The following is an 18,795-nucleotide window of genomic DNA, read 5'->3' as shown; positions in this document are numbered from 1 at the left end:
GACAAGCACCAGAAGCGTTCCCCGGAGGTCCCAGCCATGAAAGAAGGTACCGCTATCAGCACCTACACCATCCCGAACGTCGTGACCCGGAGCGCGGGCGGCGAGCGGATCATGGACGTCTACTCGCACTTGCTGTCCGAACGGATCGTCTACCTGGGCACTGCGATCGACTCGGGCGTCGCGAACGCGTTGATCGCGCAGCTGCTGTTCCTGGAGTCGGACAATCCGGAGCAGGAAATCAACCTGTACATCAATTCCGAGGGCGGCGACCCGGCCGCGATGCTGGCGCTGTACGACACGATGCGCTTCATCAAGGCCCCAGTGGCGACGACGTGCGTCGGCCAGGCGGTGGCCACCGGCGCGGTGCTGCTGGCCGCGGGCGAGGCCGGACGGCGATCGGTGCTGCCGCACGCGCGGGTCGTGCTGCACCAGCCCGCCGCGCAGGGCCGCGGAACGATCCCGGACCTGATCCTGCAGGCGGACGAGGTGATCCGGGTGCGGACGCAGTTGGAGGAGATCACGTCCCGGCACACCGGCCACGACGTCGCGGAACTCCGGCACGACACCGACCGCGACCGAGTGTTCGACGCAGCCGGGGCGGTGGAGTACGGGTTGGCGGATCAGGTGATCGAGGCTCGTCCGTGAGTGGTGCGGGGCGGATTCGTGGCTCGGCTGGGGTGGGGTGTGTCGGCGCGCTGGGTGGTCGAGGCTCGTCGGTGAGGTGGGCACGGGGGATTCGCGGTGCGGCAGCGGCTGGGTGCGGTGGCGCACTGGGCGGTCGAGGCTCGTCGGTGAGGAGGGCGCGGCGGATTCACGGTGCGGCAGCAATGGGGTGTCCGGTCGAGGCCGGTTGGCGGATCAGGTGCTCGAGGCTCGTCCGCGAGTGGGGCGGGGCGGATTCGTGTCTCGGCGGCGGTGCGGCGTGAGTTGGCGGTCGCGGCTTGTCCGTGAGGTGGGCGCGGCGGATTCGTGGCGGGGCAGCGGCGGGGGTGCGTGGGCGCACCGGGTGGTTGAGGCTTGTCCGTGAGGTGGGCGCGGCGGATTCGCGGTGCGGCATCGGCAGCGTGTGTTGGCGCACTGGGCGGTCGAAGCTCGCCCGTGAGTGGGACGGGGCAGATTCGTGGCGCGGCAGCGGCTGGGTGCGTCGGCGCACTGGGCGGTCGAAGCTCGCCCGCGAGCAGGACGTCGCGGATCCGTTGCGCGGCACGGGTCGGGTGTCCGGTGCGGCACGGGTTGGCAGTCGAGGCACGTCCGGGGGTGGTTCCGCAGTGGGGCAGCTGGGCGTGCGGCACCGCACCGGCTGATGCCCCACGTTCGGCGAGCGCAGGCCGGTCTCGGGGTCCGGCCTGCGGTTTCGCCGATCAGGCCGCCATCAGCACCGGTCCGGCCGGACGGCGCGTCGGTCGTGGGCCCACCACGCTGATCCGCCGCAGGTCGACGGCGATCCCGCTCAGCAGACCTGCGAGGTTGACCCCGAGCGCACCGGTCACCGCAGCGATCATCTCGCTCGACGGTTCCTTCCTGCCGCGCTCGATCTCGGACAGGTACTGCGGCGAGATCCCGGCGCGCTCGGCGACGTCGACGAGCCGCTCGCCCTGATTTTCCCGGGCAGTGCGGAGACTGCGGCCGAGCACCTCGCGCCACAGGGGTTCCGCCTCGTCGTCCCGGGCGGGGGCGCGGCGCTGGTGGAAGGGAAGGATGTCCGCCATAGGCCCAGCCTGGCATCCGCCGGGCCCGCGGCGACAGCGGTTCCGCTCAGGGCAGAATGCTGATCTTCCACCGCACGGTAGCGGGGGAGCGCATTCGGCGGCACCGCAGGCCAACCCGGAAGCCGGTCAGCTCGGCGGCCGGAATCGCCGCGGTGCCCAGCCAGCGCGCGAAGCCGAAGCCAGTCGGTAGGGTGCGCACGGGGCAGCAACCAGCGACCGACGAGGTGACGCATGGACCGGCGCGAACTGATCGACCAGGCTCTCCGCGGCGTCGAGGCCTGGGAACGCAAGTGGGGTCCGTTCACCCCGTCCCCGGCCAGCCGCCCGGACGTCGATCTCGCCGCGCTGCTCGACGCCTACGCCGCCCGGATGGACGCGTCCTTCCCGTTCTTCCACCCCCGCTACGCAGGCCAGATGCTCAAACCACCGCATCCGGTCGCGGTCGCCGCCTACCTCGCCGCGATGGTGGTCAACCCGAACAACCACGCGCTCGACGCGTCCCAGGCCACCTCGCCGATGGAGGTCGAGGTCATCGCGGAGCTGGCCCGGATGTTCGGCTTCGCGCAGCCGTCGCTCGGTCACCTCACCTCCAGCGGGACGATCGCGAACCTCGAAGCCCTCTGGGTTGCCCGCGAACTGGCTCCCGGCAAGGCGGTCGTCCACTCGCGGGACGCGCATTACACGCACGGCCGCATGTGCCAGGTGCTCGGCGTGGAATCCCGTGCGGTGCGCGCACTTCCAGACGGACGCGTTGATATGTCCGCAGTCGAAGCCGAGGTCCGCGGCGGCGGGGTGGGCACAGTGGTGCTGACTCCAGGCACCACCGGGCTCGGCGCGGTCGACGACATCCAGGAAGCCCTTGCGCTAAAGGAACAGTACGGCGTCCGCTTGCACGTCGACGGCGCGTACGGTGGCTTCTACACCCTGCTGGACGAATACGCGGCCTACCGCGCCATCGGCTCGTGCGATTCCGTCGTCGTCGACCCGCACAAGCACGGGCTTCAGCCGTACGGATGCGGTGCGGTATTGTTCGCCGATCCGGCGGTCGGTCGGTTCTACAAACACGATTCTCCCTATACATATTTTACTTCCGACGAGTTGCACCTCGGAGAGATTTCCCTGGAATGCTCCCGCGCGGGTGCCGCCGCCGGTGCGCTTTGGCTTACCCTGCAAGCCTTTCCGCTGGAACGTGGCCGCGGTTTGGGTCCGTTGCTGGCCGCGTGCCGCCGGGCAGCGAACGATTTCGCCAGACTGCTCAAGGAATCCGACCGTTTCGCGCTGCACCTCGAGCCCGCTTTGGACATTGTCGCCTATTGGCCGCGCCGGTCCCGGATGAGCGAGATCACCGAAGCCGCCAACGCCATTCTCCAGAACGGCATGGCCGACCAGGAAAACCCGCTGTACCTGTCCACTTTGCGCGTCGACGCGGACGCTTTCGCCACCCTGCACCCCGACGTCGAACGCGACGCCGAGACCGTCACCATTCTCCGGTCGGTCCTGATGAAGCCGGAGCACGAGGCCTGGATTCCGCAGCTCAAGCAAGCGCTCGACCGGTTGGCGGACTGAGTCCAGCCGGACGGGCGACTGAATTCCGTCCACGCGCCTACCTGTCGCAAGTATTCCGGTCGATTGCATACCGTCGACTTGCTGTTGGTGGGCCATCGACACGGCCGCGGTAGTCGCCCGGGACTTGCTGATGACGCTGTGACTGTCTTCGCCGCGATCGACCGCGCACGCCCGTCTCGACCGCGATTGCCTGTGCACAAATCCGCCTCGGCCGCGATTGCTTGCGCGCATGCCACGGTTGCCTGCGGGTCTGCGGCGACCAGCTCGGCGGCGGTTGCCTGCGCGCGTGCCGCGATTGCCTGCGATCCTGCGGCATCTGTCTCGGCCGCGGTTGCCTGCGGGCTCACTTTGGCTGCGGTTGCTTGCGCGGCCGCCGCTTCCGTCTCCGCGGCGATTGCTTGCGCGCAGGCCGCGATCGCCTGCGGGCTAGCCTCGGCTGCGGTTGCTTGCGCGCCTGCTGCTCCCGTCTCGGCGGCGGTTGCTTGGCGCAGGTCGCGATCGCGTGCGGGCTAGCCTCGGCTGCGGTTGCTTGCGCGCCTGCCGCTTCCGTCTCGGCCGCGGTTGCGTGCGCAGACGCCATGATGCCCGCGCGCTTGCCTTGGTTGCGGTCGCCTGCGCGCCCCGCCCTTCCACCTCGGCTGCTGTTGCGTGCGCAGACGCCGTGATCGCCTGCGCGCTCGCTCCGGCCGCGATCGCCCCGCGCCCGCGGCTCCACCTCAGCAGTTTGTGCAGCCTCCGTCGCCAGGACTTCCGTCCCGAGGCTCCCGCGTCTGTCCACCAAGCCTGTGGCCTTGTCTCCGGGCCCCACACAGCTCCGCAGTCCACTCCGACTGCCTTAGCCGCCCAGCCCGGCCCGCCCGCCTCCACTCGAACCAGCCTCAGCTGTGACTCTCATCAACAACAAGCGCCAACAACATACCGCGTATGCAACTATTGCGGAAGCCGACAAGCGGCATCCACATGCAGACCAAGGAGACGCGGGCTCATGCCACTAGCACTGGTAGCGCTGGCCATCGGGGCGTTCGGGATCGGCACCACCGAATTCGTGATCATGGGTCTTCTCCCCGAGATCGCCGCCGAGTTCGGCGTGTCCATCCCGGCGGCCGGCTTTCTGGTGACCGGGTACGCGCTCGGGGTCGTCGCCGGCGCTCCGGTGATGACGGTTCTCGGCACGAAGATCAACCGCAAGACCATGCTCATGCTGCTGATGGGCCTGTTCATCGCCGGGAACCTGCTGTCGGCGGTCGCGCCGGTGTTCAGGGTCATGCTCGCCGGGCGGATCGTCGCGTCGCTCGCGCACGGGGCGTTCTTCGGGATCGGCTCGGTCGTCGCGGCGGAGCTGGTCGCGCCGGACAAGCGGGCCGGGGCGATCGCGATCATGTTCACCGGGCTCACGGTCGCCAACATCGTCGGCGTGCCGCTCGGCACGTTCGTCGGGCAGGCGGTCGGCTGGCGCGTCACCTTCGGGATCGTCGCGGCGCTCGGCGTCGTCGGGCTCGCCGGGGTCGCGAAGCTGGTGCCGGACCTGCCCCGGCCCGAGGGGGCACATCTGCGCAAGGAGCTGGCCGCGTTCCGGAACGTCCAGGTGGTCCTCGCGATGGCCATGACGGTCCTCGGCTTCGGCGGGGTCTTCGCCGCGATCACCTACATCGCCCCGATGATGACCGAGATCGCCGGGTACTCGGCGGGCGCGGTGACCTGGCTGCTGGTGCTGTTCGGCATCGGCATGTTCCTCGGCAACCTGACCGGCGGCCGGTTCGCCGACCGCAAGCTCATGCCGATGCTGTACGTCAGCCTCGGCGGCCTCGCGATCGTCCTGGCGTTGTTCACCGTCACCGCGCACAGCCAAATCCTCGCCGCGGCAACGATTCTGCTGATCGGCGCGCTCGGTTTCGCCACGGTTCCGCCGCTGCAGAAACGCGTTCTCGACCAGGCGCACGGCGCGCCGACGCTCGCGTCCGTCGTGAACATCGGCGCGTTCAATCTCGGCAACGCGCTGTCCGCGTGGCTCGGCGGCGTCGTGATTTCCGCCGGATTCGGCTACACCGCACCGAACTGGGTCGGGGCCGCGCTCGCCGGTTCGGCGCTCGGTCTCGCCGTCTGGTCGGCCGCGCTCGAGCGACGTCCGCGCGTCGCGGCGGCCGAACCCCTTGTCCAGCACTGAGAAAGGCACCATCCGTGACTGTCCCCAATGTCCGCCTCAACAACGACGTCGAAATTCCGCAGCTCGGCTTCGGCGTCTTCCAGGTCCCGGACGACCAGACCACCGCTGCCGTAGCCAGCGCGCTCGAAGCCGGCTACCGCAGCATCGACACCGCCGCGATCTACGGCAACGAAGCAGGCGTCGGCCGCGCCATCGCCGAGTCCGGGATTTCCCGCGCCGACCTGTTCGTCACCACCAAGCTGTGGAACGACGACCAGGGCTACGACTCCACGTTGCGCGCCTTCGACGCCAGCCTCGCGAAACTCCGTCTCGACTACGTCGACCTGTACCTGATCCACTGGCCGACGCCCGCCCGCGACCGCTACCTCGACACCTGGCGCGCACTGGAACACCTCGCCAAGGACGGCCGCATCCGCGCCGCCGGCGTGTCCAACTTCCAGCCCGCGCACCTGCGCCGCCTGCTCGACCACAGCGACCTCGTGCCCGCGGTCAACCAGATCGAGCTGCACCCCGGTCTGCAACAGGCCGAATTGCGCGCCTTCCACACCGAGCACGGCATCGCGACCGAAGCGTGGAGCCCGCTCGCCCAGGGTGCGGTCCTGGACGACCCGGCGATCACCGAAATCGCCGCGCGCACCGGGAAATCCGCCGCACAGGTGGTGCTGCGCTGGCACCTGCAGGTGGGCAACATCGTGATCCCGAAGTCCGTGACGCCCGCCCGGATCCGGCAGAACTTCGACGTCTTCGGCTTCGAACTCGCCGACGCCGACCTCGCCGCGATCGCAGCCGCCGACCGCGGCCTGCGCACCGGTCCGGATCCGGATCAGTTCAACTGACCGTTGCGGGGCAACGGAAACCGGCCCCTTCCTCGACGCCGTATCGGGTGCGTGGGGCGCATCCGATACGGCGATCCGGCCGACTGGTGCGCGGGATTCTGCAGCGAGCATCCGCGGCACCGGACCGAGAGCCGGAGCCCCGCCGCCCGTCGGCCTAGTTGCGCACCAGCCGGGTGGCCGTGACCCCGTTCGGAAAAGCCGTCCGTTCCGCCACCGAAAACACCGTCGGATCGAACCCGCCCTCCACCATCGGGATGCCCGCGCCGGCCACTACCGGATAACTCTTCAGCACGATCTCGTCGATCTCCGGCAGCAAGGCTCCGGCCAGCTTCCCGCCGCCACACAGCCAGATGTCCTTCCCTGTGTCCCCTTCCTTCAGTTCTCTCACCAGCCCGACCGGATCGCCGGGGACGACGGTCACTGCCGGATCCAGGTCGGGTTTCAGCGTGCTCGACACGACGTACTGGCGCAGGTGCGCATACGGGCTGGGCGCGGTCGGGTCGATCTGGTGTGTCGCGCGGCCCATCAGGACGGTGTCGAATCTGCGGTTCGGGGTGTCCACGACACCGAAGGCCGCGCGGAAGGCCGTCGGGATGGTTTCCGGGTACAGCGTGTTCATGAATCCCATGTAGGCGGCGGTCTGCTCGGCGTCGCCTTGCGGGAAGAAGTCGAACTCGCCCGCGGGACCGGCGATGCGGCCGTCGAGGGTGACCGCGATGTAGTACACGAGCTTTCGCATCTATTAACTCCGTCTGTAGTACTATGCCTGAAGTGGTTTGGACCATACAACTACAGCTGGAGTGGTGTCAAATGGTGCGGAGGAACGACCAGCGGCGGGCCGCGCTCGTCGACGCGGCGATCGAGGTCCTGGCGCGCGAGGGGGCGCGCGGGCTGACGTTCCGGGCGGTCGACGGGGAGGCCGGCGTGCCCGCGGGCACCGCGTCGAACTACTTCGCCAACCGGGACGAGCTTTTCACGCAGGCCGGGGCTCGGGTCTACGAACGGCTGCAGCCGGAGGACGACACGCTCCCGCCCGGCATCGGGGACCGGGAGTCGTACGCCCAGCTGATGCGCGAGCTGGTCAGCCGGGTCGCGGCGTTTCGCACCGGGTATCTCGCGTTGCTGGAGCTGCGGCTCGAGGCCACGCGCCGGCCGGAGTTGCGCCGGGTGCTGACCGAGCGCGTCCGGGCCGATGTCGACGCGAATGTCGCCTACCACGAGGCTTCCGGGTTGCCCGGCGACGCCACGGCGGTCAAACTGCTGATCCTCGCCTTGAACTGGCTGATCGTCGAACAGCTGACCTTGCCGGATGTTTTCGACGAGGCGGAGCGGGAGCACTTGATCACTGAAGCGGTCGAACGGATCGTCGCCGCCGAATAGGGACTATCCGGGAGGAAAAGACCCGTTCCGCGGCCCCCTCTCGACCGTCAATTTAGGTTTGCCTATCGTAATCTGCGTGCAGTGGGCAGAAGCGGTTCCGAACTTGATGATCGGCTTGCGCGAAGGGCTGGAAGCGGGCCTCGTGGTGAGCATCCTGCTGGCCGCGCTGCGCAAGATCCGGCCGGGTGGCGGCGCGGGGTCCACGGCTTCGGTGTGGCTGGGCGTGCTGGGCGCGGTGACCGTGGCGGGCAGTTTCGCCACGATTCTCACCTTTTCCACTGATGTCCTTTCTTCCCGTGCGCAGCAGATCGTCGGCGGCTCGCTGAGCGTGCTCGCGGTATTTCTCGTCACCGGCATGGTGTTTTGGATGCGCCGGACCGCGATGGGGCTTTCCGCGCAATTGCGCGGCGAAGTCGAACGCGCGGTGGCGATCGGCGCGGGTGCGCTCACGCTCACCGCGTTCCTGGCGGTCGGCCGGGAGGGCCTCGAGACCACGCTGTTCCTCTGGACGGCGGTGAAAGCGTCCGGCACGACGGTCGCGCCGCTGACCGGGGCGGCGCTCGGGCTCGGCCTCGCGATCCTGTTGTGCTGGCTGCTCTACCGCCGCGCGGTACGGCTCAACCTCGGCGTGTTCTTCAGCCGCACCGCGTTCGTGCTGATCGTCATCGCGGCCGGCGTGCTGTCCTACGGTCTCGGCGACCTGCAGGACGGGGGAGTGCTGCCCGGCCAGAGCTGGGTCGCGTTCGACCTCACCGGCTCGATCGACCCGAACTCGTGGTGGGTTTCGCTGATCAGCGGCGTCACCGAGCTGACGCCCCGGATGACCGTCCTGCAGGTGACGGCCTGGCTGGGCTACCTCGCCGTCGTGCTGCCGCTGTTCGTCGCGGCCGGTCGGCAGCCGGTCGAACGAAAGCCGGAGAGCGAACCGGCCCCCGCGGGCAAGTGGGAACGGCTGGCGGGCAACCACACCGCGATCGTCGCGGGCGCGCTGGTAATCGTGCCGGTCGCGGTGGCGGCTTCGGTGGTCGCTGCTCTTCCGGAGGCTGCGGCGGGTTCGGCGATCTCGGTGACCGACCACGACTGCGCGCCGGAATGGAAGTCCGCTCCCGCTGGGACGCAAACCATCACCGTCACCAACAAGACGGCGAAGGCGGGCGAGATCCGGCTCGACGACAGCAGCGGCGGGATCGTCGCGGAGATCGAGACGATCGGACCGGCCACGAGCGCCACGATGTCCGCGACGCTGTCCGACGGTTCCTACACCTTCCACTGCCTGATGTCCGGGCAGGCGACCACCGCTTCGGCTCCAGTGCAGGTCAGCGGTGGTGCGGCCAACGACGGCCCGGCCCCGGTCAAACCGGTGACCACCGAAGACCTCGCCGGCCCGAATCGGCAATATCTCGGTTACGCCGCCCAGCAGCTCGGCGCGGTGTCGGCCGCGGTGGGCACGGTCCGGGCCGACCTGGCCGCGAACAACACCGAGGCGGCGAAGAAAGACTGGCTGACCGCGCAGCTCGCGTGGGAGCGGGTCGGCGCGTCCTACAACAGCTTCGGGGACGCGGGCACCGCGGTCGACGGCCTGCCCGACGGTCTCCCCGCGAACACGGCTGATCCGAGCTTCACGGGGTTGCACCGCTTGGAGTACGGCCTGTGGCACGGCCAGGCCCCGGCGTCGCTGGTCCCGGTCGCCGACCAGCTCGCGCAGGATCTCACGACCCTGCACGGGAAACTCGACACCGACGACGTGGCGGGCGACCCCACGAAGCTGCCGATCCGCGCGCACGAAATCCTCGAGGACGCGATCCGCGACCATCTGTCCGGAATGGACGATCAAGGCAGCGGGACTGCCTACCCGGCAACGGATGCCGACATCGACGTCACCCGCACGGTGCTGGCCGAGCTGACCCCGCTGCTCAACGAGCGCGCCCCGGGCCTGGTCCAGACGGCGGAAAAGCAGCTCACCACGCTGCACGAAGCGCTGGCCAACCACGCGCCCACGACCCTCGCCCAACGGCAGGCGGTGAACGGCGCGGCCGGAGCTGTCGTCGAGACCCTGTCCGCGGTGCCCACTCTGCTCGAAGTTCCCCCGAGCCACTGATCGGCTGGTGAATCCCGAAGTGACGAACGTCAATCGCCGCAATTTCCTGAAAGGCGCGGCCGCCGGCGCGGCAGGCACCGCGCTCACCGGGGGCGTGCTGATCGGCGGCGCCCAGGCCGACGAGCGCTCGGCCGGCGCGGCGCCGACCCCGGCGACGGAGTATCCGTTCCACGGCGCCAACCAGTCCGGCGTGCTCACCCCGGCTCCGGCCGAAAAACAGGCCTCCGCCGCCTTCGTGGCCTTCGACCTGCTCAGCAGCTCGAAGACGGACCTGATCGCGCTCCTGCACACGCTCACCGACCGCGCCCGGTTCCTCACCACCGGCGGCACCCCGCCGAATCTGGGCGTCGGAAGGCCGCCGTCGGACAGCGAGGTGCTCGGCCCGTCCGTCCCCGCCGACGGTCTCACCGTCACGGTTTCGTTCGGCGCCAGCCTTTTCGACCGGGTCGGCCTCGCCGCGCGGAAACCGAAAAAGCTGACCCCGATGCGGATCTTCCCCGACGACGCGCCGGAAGCCGCCTGGATGCACGGCGACCTGCTGATCCAGTTGTGCGCGAACAACCCGGACACGGTGCACCACGCGCTGCGCGACCTCACCCGGCACACCCGCGGCGCGATGCAGCTGCGGTGGAAGATGCACGGCTACAACCCGCCGCCGCGGCCGTCCGGCGCGGGCCGGAACCTGCTGGGGTTCAAGGACGGCACGGCGAATCCGGTCGGCGGCGAGGCGAGCGGGCTGGTGTGGGTCGACGATCCGGCCGAGCCCGCGTGGGCACAGGGCGGCAGCTACCAGGTAGTGCGGCTGATCCGGATGCTGGTCGAGTTCTGGGACCGGGTGTCGATCAACGAGCAGGAGAAGATGTTCGGCCGCCGCCGCGATTCGGGCGCCCCGCTGGACGGCAACGCCGAGACCGACAACCCGAACTACGCCGCGGATCCCCACGGTGCGGTGATCCCGCTGACCGCGCACATCCGGAAGGCCAACCCGCGGACGCCCGCCACCGAGAACCAGCGCCTCGTCCGCCGTTCCTACAGCTACGACCTCGGCGTGGACCGGAACGGGGAACTCCAGGCCGGGCACGTCTTCGTCTGCTACCAGCAGGACGTGCGGCGGCAGTTCGAGACGGTGCAGGAGCGGCTGGCCGGCGAGCCGCTGGTGGACTACGTCCAGCCGTTCGGCGGCGGCTACTTCTTCACGCTGCCGGGGGTCCGAGACCAGGCCGATTGGTACGCCCGCGGATTGTTTGATTAAGCGAGGTGTCGGCGCGCTGCTCAGGGGCAATGGCCGGTGCGGCGACTGGCGGAGCACAGTCACCGCTCGGAGGCGATCCAGGAGCGGTGACGCTGCAGCACTGCCGGACCGGCGGGTCACGACGGCCCGCTGGACGAGTGTCCGCACTACCGCGCCGGGGTCGAGCTGCCGGTCGCGTAAGCGGCCAAGTCGCGGAGTCAGAGCGGGCGGCAATCCCGGTCGCCCGGCCCGTGGTGCCACGTTGGCTCACCTATTTTCCAGGATGGCACCATGCCTTGACCTGCAGTTTTGCCGATTGAGGTGCCATCATGGCGCCAAAGTGAGCCAAGGTGGCTTGTGGTGGTGCCATACGTGTGCCATAGTGGTGCCATGGACTTGACCACGTACGTAAGCAACCTCGGGCGGGAATTCGCGACGCTGGCCGAGGCCGGCGGCGAAGAGGGACGCGCGCTGGTCGAGCGGCTCACCGGATCGCTCGAATCGGCGATCCGGATGACCCTCCTGGACACGCTGTCCGGCGCCGTCGACGAGATCACCCGGGACCTCGCGCCCGGTTCGGTCGAACTGCGCCTCCGTGGCCGCGACCCGAACTTCGTCGTGACCGCGCCGCCCGCCGAACCCGCTCCGGCCGCCGCGCCCGCGGCCGAACCGGCGCCGGAGGCGGAACCGCTGTTCTCCGAGGACGGCCCGTCCGCGCGGATCAATGTGCGGCTGCCCGAGCAGCTCAAGGCCGCGGTCGAGGAGGCCGCCGCCAAGGAGGGCCGTTCGGTCAACGCCTGGCTCGTCCGGGCGGCCACCGCGGCGCTGCAGCAGCGGCCCGAACGCGAGGCGCGGTTCGAGTCGCCCGGCGGCACGTTTTCCAAACAGAGTTTCACCGGCTGGGTCCGGTAGCTCAGTTTTTCGCTGATTTCTTCACCCGTCGCCGACCTGCGGCGACGGCACACCGAATACCGATGTGGGGACAACCATGCCTAAATTCGACACTCCCGACCCGATTTCCGTCACCCTCGACCTCGGCGTCGGCCAGGTGCGGTTCGCCGCGAGCGACCGCGCCGACACGGTCGTCGACGTCCGGCCGACCGACGAGACGGACTCGTCCGACGTGAAGACCGCGAAGCAGGTCCGCGTCGACTACAGCAATGGCACGCTGCACATCACCGGGCCGAAACTGCGGGCGTTCGACTTCTCCCGCAAGACGCGCTCGGTCGACGTGACCGTCGAACTGCCCACCGGCTCCCGGATTGCCGCCGAAGTGCAGGCGGGCGCTTTCCAGAGCGCCGGGCAGCTCGGGCAGGCGCGGTTCAAGACCGCCGCCGGGAACGTCAGCCTCGACCGGACCGGCCCGCTGCGCGTCGACACCTCGGTCGGCCACGTCACCGTCGAGGACGTCGCGGGCGACGCCGAGGTCTCGACCTCGTCCGGGAAGGTCCGGCTCGGCCCGGTCGACGGGACCGTCGTGGTCAAGAACTCCAACGGAGACACCACGATCGAGTCCGCGTCCGGCGACGTCCGGGTGCGCGCGGCCAACGGCGACATCACGGTCGAGCACGCCGGCGCGGGGGTCGACGCGAAGACGTCCAACGGCGCCATCCGGCTCGGCGAGATCGTGCGCGGTTCGGTCCTGCTCGAGAGCGCGATCGGCGACCTGCGGATCGGCATCGCCGAGGGCACCGCGGCCTGGCTCGACGTGAAGACCAACTTCGGCCACGTGCGCAACCAGCTGGAGACCTCGGCCAGCCCGGGCGAGTCCAAGGAGACCGTCGAGGTCCGCGGGCACACCGCGTTCGGCGAAATCATCGTCCACCGTTCCTGACCAAAGCTTGGGAGAAAGTCATGTCCAGCAACCATTCCCGGCCGGCGATCGCCGCGACCGGACTGCGCAAGTCCTACGGCGACCACGTCGTGCTCGACGGCATCGACCTCACGGTCGCCCGCGGCACGGTCTTCTCGCTGCTCGGCGCGAACGGCGCGGGCAAGACCACCACGGTGAAGATTCTGTCCACTTTGATCAATGCCGACGCCGGTGCGGCGCAGGTCGCCGGGTACGACCTCGCCGCGGAGGCGGACGGGGTCCGCGCCTCGATCGGCGTCACCGGGCAGTTCTCCGCCGTCGACAATCTGCTGACCGCCGAAGAAAACCTGCTGCTGATGGCGGATCTGCACCACCTCGACCGGACCGCGCGCCGCCAGCGCACGGCCGAACTGCTCGAACAGTTCGATCTCGTCGACGCGGCCAAGAAACCGGTTTCGACCTTTTCCGGCGGCATGCGGCGGCGCCTCGACCTGGCGCTGACGCTCGTCGGCAGCCCGCGGGTGATCTTCCTCGACGAGCCGACCACCGGCCTGGACCCGCGCAGCCGCCGGGCGATGTGGGAAATCGTGCGCAAGCTCGTGGCCGGCGGCGTCACGATTTTCCTTACCACGCAATACCTCGAAGAGGCCGACGAACTGGCGGACCGGATCGCGGTGCTCGATCACGGGCGGATTGTCGCCGAGGGCACCGCGGAAGAGCTGAAGCGCCAAATTCCCGGCGGACACGTCCAATTGCGCTTCGACGACGAGGCCGACCTCGCGGAGGCGCAACGCGCGCTGAGCGAGGCGTCGCGGAAGGACGACGCGCTGGTGCTGCGGGTGCCCAGCGACGGCAGCCTGCACTCGCTCAAGGCGTTGATCGACCGGCTCGACGCGTTGCCGGTGAAGGTCGGCGAACTCTCCGTGCACACCCCCGATCTCGACGACGTTTTCCTTGCCCTGACCGGCAACCCCACTGACGAAAAGGTGACTTCCCGATGACTGCTCCCGCTCTCGCCGGACCGGATCTGCGGTTCTACCCGGTGCGCGATTCGCTGACCATGCTGCGCCGGAACCTCAAGCACATGCTCCGGTACCCGTCGCTGACGATCATGCTGGTCGGCATGCCGGTGGTGTTCCTGCTGCTGTTCGTCTACGTTTTCGGCGGCACGCTCGGCGCCGGACTAGGCGGTGCCGGCGGCGGCAGAGCCGAATACGCCAACTTCGTCGCGCCGACGATTCTGCTGATGACCATTACCGCCACCGTGCAGGGAACGGCGATTTCGGTCGCGATGGACCTGACCGAGGGGGTCATCGCCCGGTTCCGGACCATGCACATCGCCCGGGTCTCGGTGCTGACCGGGCACGTGCTCGGCAGTGTGCTGCAAGCGTTGTTCGGGCTCGTGGTGGTCACCGGGGTCGCGCTGCTGGTCGGATTCCGGCCGGCCGCCGGGGTCGGTTCGTGGTTCGCCGCGGTCGGGTTCCTCGTGGTGGTGGCGCTCGCGCTGGTGTGGCTGTGCGTCGCGCTCGGGCAGGTGAGCAAGAGCGTCGAATCGGCCAGCAACACGCCGATGCCGTTGCTGCTGCTGCCTTTCCTCGGCAGCGGGTTCGTGCCGACCGATTCGATGCCGGGCGCGCTGCGGTGGTTCGCCGAATACCAGCCGTTCACGCCGATCATCGAGACCCTGCGCGCGCTGCTGCTCGACCGGCCGCTCGGCAACCACCTTTGGTTCGCGCTCGGCTGGTGTGCCGTGATGGGCGTCGGCGGTTATCTCTGGTCCAAGAAGCTTTTCAATCGCGAATACGCACACTGAAAGGGGCTTGGGGGATGACTGGCGAGGAGATCGTGCAAGGGGTTCCGATGGGGCGGGCGCCGGGTTGCCCGTTCGATCCTCCGCCGTCGCTGACCGAGGTGCGGAACCGGGCTCCGCTCGCCCGGATGAGGTTCCCGGACGGGCACGTCGGCTGGCTGGCCACCGGGCACGCGGAGGTCCGGGCGATCCTGGGGGACCAGCGGTTCAGCAACCGGTACGAATTGTGGCACTACCCGTTCCCCGGGATGGAGCACTATCCGGAACTGCCGCCGGCTCCGGTGGGGGACATGACGGGAATCGACGCGCCGGAGCACACCCGGTTCCGGAAGCTGCTGACCGGGAAGTTCACCGTGCGGCGGATGCGGTTGCTCAGCGACCGGGTGGCCGAGGTCGCGCGCGAGTATCTGGACGCGATGGAAAAGGCCGGGCCGGGGGTCGATCTGCTCGAGGCGTACGCACATCCGGTGCCCGCGGTGATGATCTGCGAATTGCTCGGGGTGCCGTATTCGGACCGGGCGTCTTTTCTGGGGCACGCGGCGGCGATCAACGACGTCGATCTTTCCGAAGAAGAACGGATGACTGCTTATGGCCAGTTGCAGGAGTATGTGGCTTCGCTGGTACCGGCTAAGCGGGACGCGCCCACGGACGATTTGTTCAGCGACCTGACCCGCAGCGACCTGACCGACGAGGAACTGGCCGGGCTGGGCACGTTCCTCCTGGCGGCCGGGCTGGACACGACGGCGAACATGCTCGCGTTGGGGACCTACGCGCTGCTTCGCAATCCGGAGCAGTGGGCGGTGGTGCGGGACGAGCCGGAGGCTGCCGGCGCAGCGGTCGAGGAGTTGATGCGGTACCTGTCCATCGCGCACACCGGGGTGCGGGCCGCGTTGGCGGACGTCGAGGTCGGCGGTCAGGTGATCCGGGCCGGGGAGACGGTCGTGCTGTCGGTGCAGGCGGCCAACCGGGATCCGGCGAAGTTCGACCGGCCGGACGAGCTGGACGTCCGGCGCTCGGCGGTCGGGCATGTCGGGTTCGGCCACGGGATTCACCAGTGCCTGGGGCAGCAACTGGCTCGGGTGGAGATGACGGTGGCGCTGCCCGCGCTGGCGCGGAGGTTCCCGACGTTGCGGGTGGCGGGGGAGGTTTCTCTGCGGCCTGAGGTGCAGAATATTTACGGGGTGCAGAAGCTTCCGGTCGCCTGGTGATCGTGGCTCCGTCGCGGTTGATTGGTCAGTTCTGGCTCGGCGTCCTTCGGGGGGCCGAGCCAGAGCTGATTGGAGTGGGCGTCTTGGCGGGCAGAAGAGCGCGTGGGTGTCGTTGACGCGGAGTCGGTCCCGCGGGGTTTTGTGTGCGTGGTGAGTGCTGCGGGAACGGCGTTTACGCCGCACGTGGCGGATCCGTCTCCGGCGTACCTCGGGACAGATGCAGCGGTTTCCGTGGGGGGAAGATCGGCGACGCGGGCTGTCAAGTAATGGACTGTGTACCGTTCGTAGACTTCGCGCGGCGCAGGCTGGCAGAGCTGTTGCGCTGAACCTGGCACCTATACTCGGGCGTTGTGACTGAAGGGTTGGAGCGCTGCCGGGCGTTCCTGGAGGAGCGGCAGCCGCCGACGCCGTGTCTGGTCGTGGATCTTGACCTGGTGCGCGCGAACTGCCAGCGGCTTCGCGAGGCGCTGCCCGAAGCGCGGATGTACTACGCGGTCAAGGCCAATCCTGCGCCGGAAGTCGTGCGGGTGTTGCGGCAAGCTGGTGCGGGGTTCGATGTCGCGGGGCGCGAGGAGATCGAGTTGTGTCTCGCGCAAGGGGTGCGTCCGGAGTTGCTGTCCTATGGCAACACGGTGAAAAAGGCGCGGGACATCGAGTTCGCGCACCGCGTGGGGGTGCGGCGGTTTACCTTTGACAGCCTCGAGGATCTGCAGAAGATCGCGGAGTTCGCACCGGGCGCGACTGTTTCGTGCCGGATTCTGGTGGACAGTCCGGGGGCGCAGACGCCGTTCGGACGCAAGTTCGGATGTGCGCCCGAGATGGCGGTCGAGCTCTTGGCGCGGGCGGCGGAGTGGGGGCTTGACCCGGAGGGGGTCGCGTTTCACGTTGGGTCGCAGCATGTCGATCCGCGGGCGTGGGAAGTCGGGATCGCGGCGGCGGGCGCGGTCGCTCGTGCGGTTGCCGAGTGCGGGGTTTCCTTGCGGGGGTTGAATATCGGCGGCGGTTTTCCGGTTGCATATCGGGACGAGCCGCCGCCGTTGGCGGAGTACGCGGCCGTTATTCGCGAATCGGTGGGACGGCATTTCGCGGCAGCGTCGGAGTTGTCATTCGAGCCGGGGCGGGCCGTAGTGGCTTCGGCGGGGATGATCCGCAGCGAGGTTGTGCTGGTGTCGCGCAAATCGCCGGCGGACGAGAAGCGTTGGGTGTACCTCGACATCGGTCGGTACGGCGGGCTTGCCGAGGCGGAGAACGAGGCCATCGCGTATCGGTTGGTCACCGCGCACGACGGCGGTCCGGACGGGCCCGTGGTGGTTGCGGGGCCGACTTGCGACGGGGACGACGTGCTTTATCAACGCACGCCGTATCGGTTGCCGTTGGCGTTGCGGGCTGGGGATTACGTCGACATTCCGAACGCGGGGGCGTATACCCAAAGTTACTCTTCGGTGTCCTTCAACGGGTTTCCGCCGTTGCGGTCGTACTTCGTGGGCGGGCAATCCAGCGGCGTCGGAGAATTCGCGGGACGACACGTGCTGGCTGAGTTTTCCGGAGTGTCCGCGGAGTTGCTCGACGACCCGGCGGTTTTGTGTGAGAGCTTGGAACGTGCGCTGGACAAGGCTGGTGCCACGGTGTGCGAAGTGACGTACAAACAGTTCGAGCCGCACGGGGTGACGGCGATGGCGTTGCTGTCGGAGTCGCACGCTTCGATTCACACGTATCCGGAGCGCGGCTCAGCGTTTGTGGACGTGTTCACGTGCGGGCGTAGGGCAGATCCGGAGTTGGCCGTTCAGTTGTTGCGCGACTTGCTCGGTGCGCGCGTTTCGCGAGTCACCACTATCCACAGAGGACAGGAAGACAGTTGAACATCGAGGAACCGGTCGGTGCCGGACTGACGCGGCGGTGGCAGGTATCGGACGTGCTCGTCGACACGCGGACGGCTTACCAGCATCTGGTGATCGGCAAGACGGCGCAGGGGATTTCGCTGTTCTGCGACGACGAGCGGCAGAGCACCGAGTTCAGCCAGCTGGTATATCACGAGGCGTTGCTGGTTCCGGCGTTGCTCCTGGCGTCCACTGTGGATCGGGTGTTGGTGGTCGGGTCCAGTGAGGGCGTGGTGTGCCAGATCGCGGCTGAGGCGGGGGCGTCGGTCGATCACGTGGACATCGACGCGGAGGCCGTGCGGCTTTGTGCGGAGCATCTTCCGTACGGGTACACGCCGGCTGAGCTGGCGCGGGCGGAACGGGGCGAGGGGCCGATCCGAGTGCGTTACGCCGATGGGTGGGAGTACGTCCACGCCTGCGCGGAGAAGTACGACGTGGTGCTGGTGGATCTTCCGGATGAGCAGGATGACCCTGAAGCGCAGCACAATCGGTTGTACAGCAAGGAATTTCTGGCGCGGTGCCGGGCATTGCTGACGCCTGGCGGCGTGGTGGCGTATCAGGGCGGGTGTCCGACGTTGTGGCGGAACTCGACCTTGGTGAAGTGCTGGCGCCGGTTCGAGGAGGTCTTCCCGATGCCGGTTTACTTCGGGTCGCCGGAGCATGAGTGGGCGTTTTTCTTCGGTACGGACGGGGAAGCGCCGGTGGACACAATGGTGGAGCGGTTGGAGACGCTGACGTATCGGCCGGTTTCGATTGACGCGCTGACGTTGCGGGGAGCGACGGTTCCGCCGATCAGCCTTCGCCGGTAACGGATGTCTGGACGTTCGCGCTGATCACTCCGGGCGGGTGGTCAGTTGGCCGGGTGCTTCAGCGGGAACTGCCGACGATGATGCGTGGTCATCGACGCGTGATCGGGCTAGTGCGTCCCTGGGTTCGGCAGGGGGGGTCGGGGTCGTGACGGGTTCGTCCGACGGGCCGGTGTTGCCGGACTTCGTGCCCGGTTCCCACCCCGCTCCGGGCACCTGTCCTTGCGGCCGTGGGTTGATCGGCGGCTCGTACACGCGGTAGCGGACCGCGTCGCTGGGGGCGTTCCCCGACGGTGC

At 68.7% G+C, this 18,795-nt stretch carries 16 protein-coding genes and 1 pseudogene; 15 read left to right on the top strand and 2 right to left on the bottom strand.

Annotated elements, in window-relative coordinates; all coding sequences use genetic code 11:
* The first annotated feature begins 54 nt into the window (after positions 1-54).
* Complete coding sequence (locus L942_RS31610; RefSeq protein WP_037367425.1) at positions 55-645, top strand: ClpP family protease; 591 nt, start codon at positions 55-57, stop codon at positions 643-645.
* Between the two features lie 716 nt (positions 646-1,361).
* On the opposite strand, the gene L942_RS31605 is transcribed toward L942_RS31610, so the two are convergent.
* Positions 1,362-1,709, bottom strand: coding sequence for a helix-turn-helix domain-containing protein (locus L942_RS31605; RefSeq protein WP_037367378.1), 348 nt, complete (start codon positions 1,707-1,709; stop codon positions 1,362-1,364).
* A gap of 231 nt (positions 1,710-1,940) precedes the next feature.
* On the opposite strand from L942_RS31605, the gene L942_RS31600 reads away from it, so the two are divergent.
* From L942_RS31600 to L942_RS31590, 3 genes are all read left to right on the top strand, one after another.
* On the top strand, positions 1,941-3,275 hold the full coding sequence (locus tag L942_RS31600) for a pyridoxal phosphate-dependent decarboxylase family protein (protein WP_037367375.1): 1,335 nt from the start codon (positions 1,941-1,943) through the stop codon (positions 3,273-3,275).
* 985 nt (positions 3,276-4,260) lie between these two features.
* Positions 4,261-5,439 carry an MFS transporter gene (locus L942_RS31595; protein WP_037367374.1) on the top strand — a complete coding sequence of 393 codons (1,179 nt, stop codon included), beginning with the start codon at positions 4,261-4,263 and terminating at the stop codon, positions 5,437-5,439.
* 14 nt (positions 5,440-5,453) lie between these two features.
* Positions 5,454-6,275 (top strand): aldo/keto reductase, encoded by an 822-nt coding sequence (locus L942_RS31590; RefSeq protein ID WP_037367373.1) that lies wholly within the window; start codon positions 5,454-5,456, stop codon positions 6,273-6,275.
* 154 nt (positions 6,276-6,429) lie between these two features.
* On the opposite strand, the gene L942_RS31585 is transcribed toward L942_RS31590, so the two are convergent.
* A complete protein-coding gene (locus L942_RS31585) occupies positions 6,430-7,014 on the bottom strand; it encodes a dihydrofolate reductase family protein (RefSeq protein WP_037367372.1) in 585 nt (194 codons plus the stop codon).
* A gap of 71 nt (positions 7,015-7,085) precedes the next feature.
* On the opposite strand from L942_RS31585, the gene L942_RS31580 reads away from it, so the two are divergent.
* The 11 genes and pseudogenes from L942_RS31580 to L942_RS31530 all read left to right on the top strand — a co-directional run bounded on the left by L942_RS31580 (position 7,086) and on the right by L942_RS31530 (position 18,501).
* Positions 7,086-7,655 carry a TetR/AcrR family transcriptional regulator gene (locus L942_RS31580; RefSeq protein ID WP_037367370.1) on the top strand — a complete coding sequence of 190 codons (570 nt, stop codon included), beginning with the start codon at positions 7,086-7,088 and terminating at the stop codon, positions 7,653-7,655.
* Positions 7,656-7,731: 76 nt separating this feature from the next.
* Entirely contained in the window at positions 7,732-9,753 is a 2,022-nt protein-coding gene (efeU, locus tag L942_RS31575; RefSeq protein ID WP_037367369.1) for an iron uptake transporter permease EfeU, read from the top strand.
* 19 nt (positions 9,754-9,772) lie between these two features.
* Complete coding sequence (gene efeB, locus L942_RS31570) at positions 9,773-11,005, top strand: iron uptake transporter deferrochelatase/peroxidase subunit (RefSeq protein WP_037367424.1); 1,233 nt, start codon at positions 9,773-9,775, stop codon at positions 11,003-11,005.
* A gap of 369 nt (positions 11,006-11,374) precedes the next feature.
* Positions 11,375-11,896 carry a YlcI/YnfO family protein gene (locus tag L942_RS31565; protein ID WP_037367368.1) on the top strand — a complete coding sequence of 174 codons (522 nt, stop codon included), beginning with the start codon at positions 11,375-11,377 and terminating at the stop codon, positions 11,894-11,896.
* Positions 11,897-11,972: 76 nt separating this feature from the next.
* Positions 11,973-12,818, top strand: coding sequence for a DUF4097 family beta strand repeat-containing protein (locus L942_RS31560; protein WP_037367367.1), 846 nt, complete (start codon positions 11,973-11,975; stop codon positions 12,816-12,818).
* A gap of 20 nt (positions 12,819-12,838) precedes the next feature.
* Entirely contained in the window at positions 12,839-13,798 is a 960-nt protein-coding gene (locus tag L942_RS31555) for a daunorubicin resistance protein DrrA family ABC transporter ATP-binding protein (protein ID WP_037367366.1), read from the top strand.
* Positions 13,795-14,610: an ABC transporter permease gene (locus tag L942_RS31550; protein ID WP_037367364.1), complete on the top strand. Its 816-nt coding sequence runs from the start codon at positions 13,795-13,797 to the stop codon at positions 14,608-14,610. The genes L942_RS31555 and L942_RS31550 overlap by 4 nt, the downstream gene beginning before the upstream one ends.
* A gap of 14 nt (positions 14,611-14,624) precedes the next feature.
* Complete coding sequence (locus tag L942_RS31545; RefSeq protein ID WP_037367362.1) at positions 14,625-15,815, top strand: cytochrome P450; 1,191 nt, start codon at positions 14,625-14,627, stop codon at positions 15,813-15,815.
* A gap of 350 nt (positions 15,816-16,165) precedes the next feature.
* Positions 16,166-17,302 (top strand): annotated as a pseudogene (locus L942_RS31540) (type III PLP-dependent enzyme); the annotation flags it as partial.
* A complete protein-coding gene (gene speD / locus L942_RS45630; RefSeq protein ID WP_037367422.1) occupies positions 17,297-17,674 on the top strand; it encodes an adenosylmethionine decarboxylase in 378 nt (125 codons plus the stop codon). The pseudogene L942_RS31540 and the gene speD, both read left to right, overlap by 6 nt.
* Positions 17,671-18,501, top strand: coding sequence for a spermidine synthase (locus L942_RS31530; protein WP_037367361.1), 831 nt, complete (start codon positions 17,671-17,673; stop codon positions 18,499-18,501). Before speD ends, L942_RS31530 begins: the two co-directional genes overlap by 4 nt.
* The last annotated feature ends 294 nt before the right edge of the window (positions 18,502-18,795 follow it).

Source organism: Amycolatopsis orientalis DSM 43388 (assembly GCF_000411975.1).
GTDB classification, from domain to species: domain Bacteria; phylum Actinomycetota; class Actinomycetes; order Mycobacteriales; family Pseudonocardiaceae; genus Amycolatopsis; species Amycolatopsis orientalis_D.
Note: the sequence above shows the minus strand (reverse complement) of the source record. Positions and strands in the feature narration are given on the sequence as shown.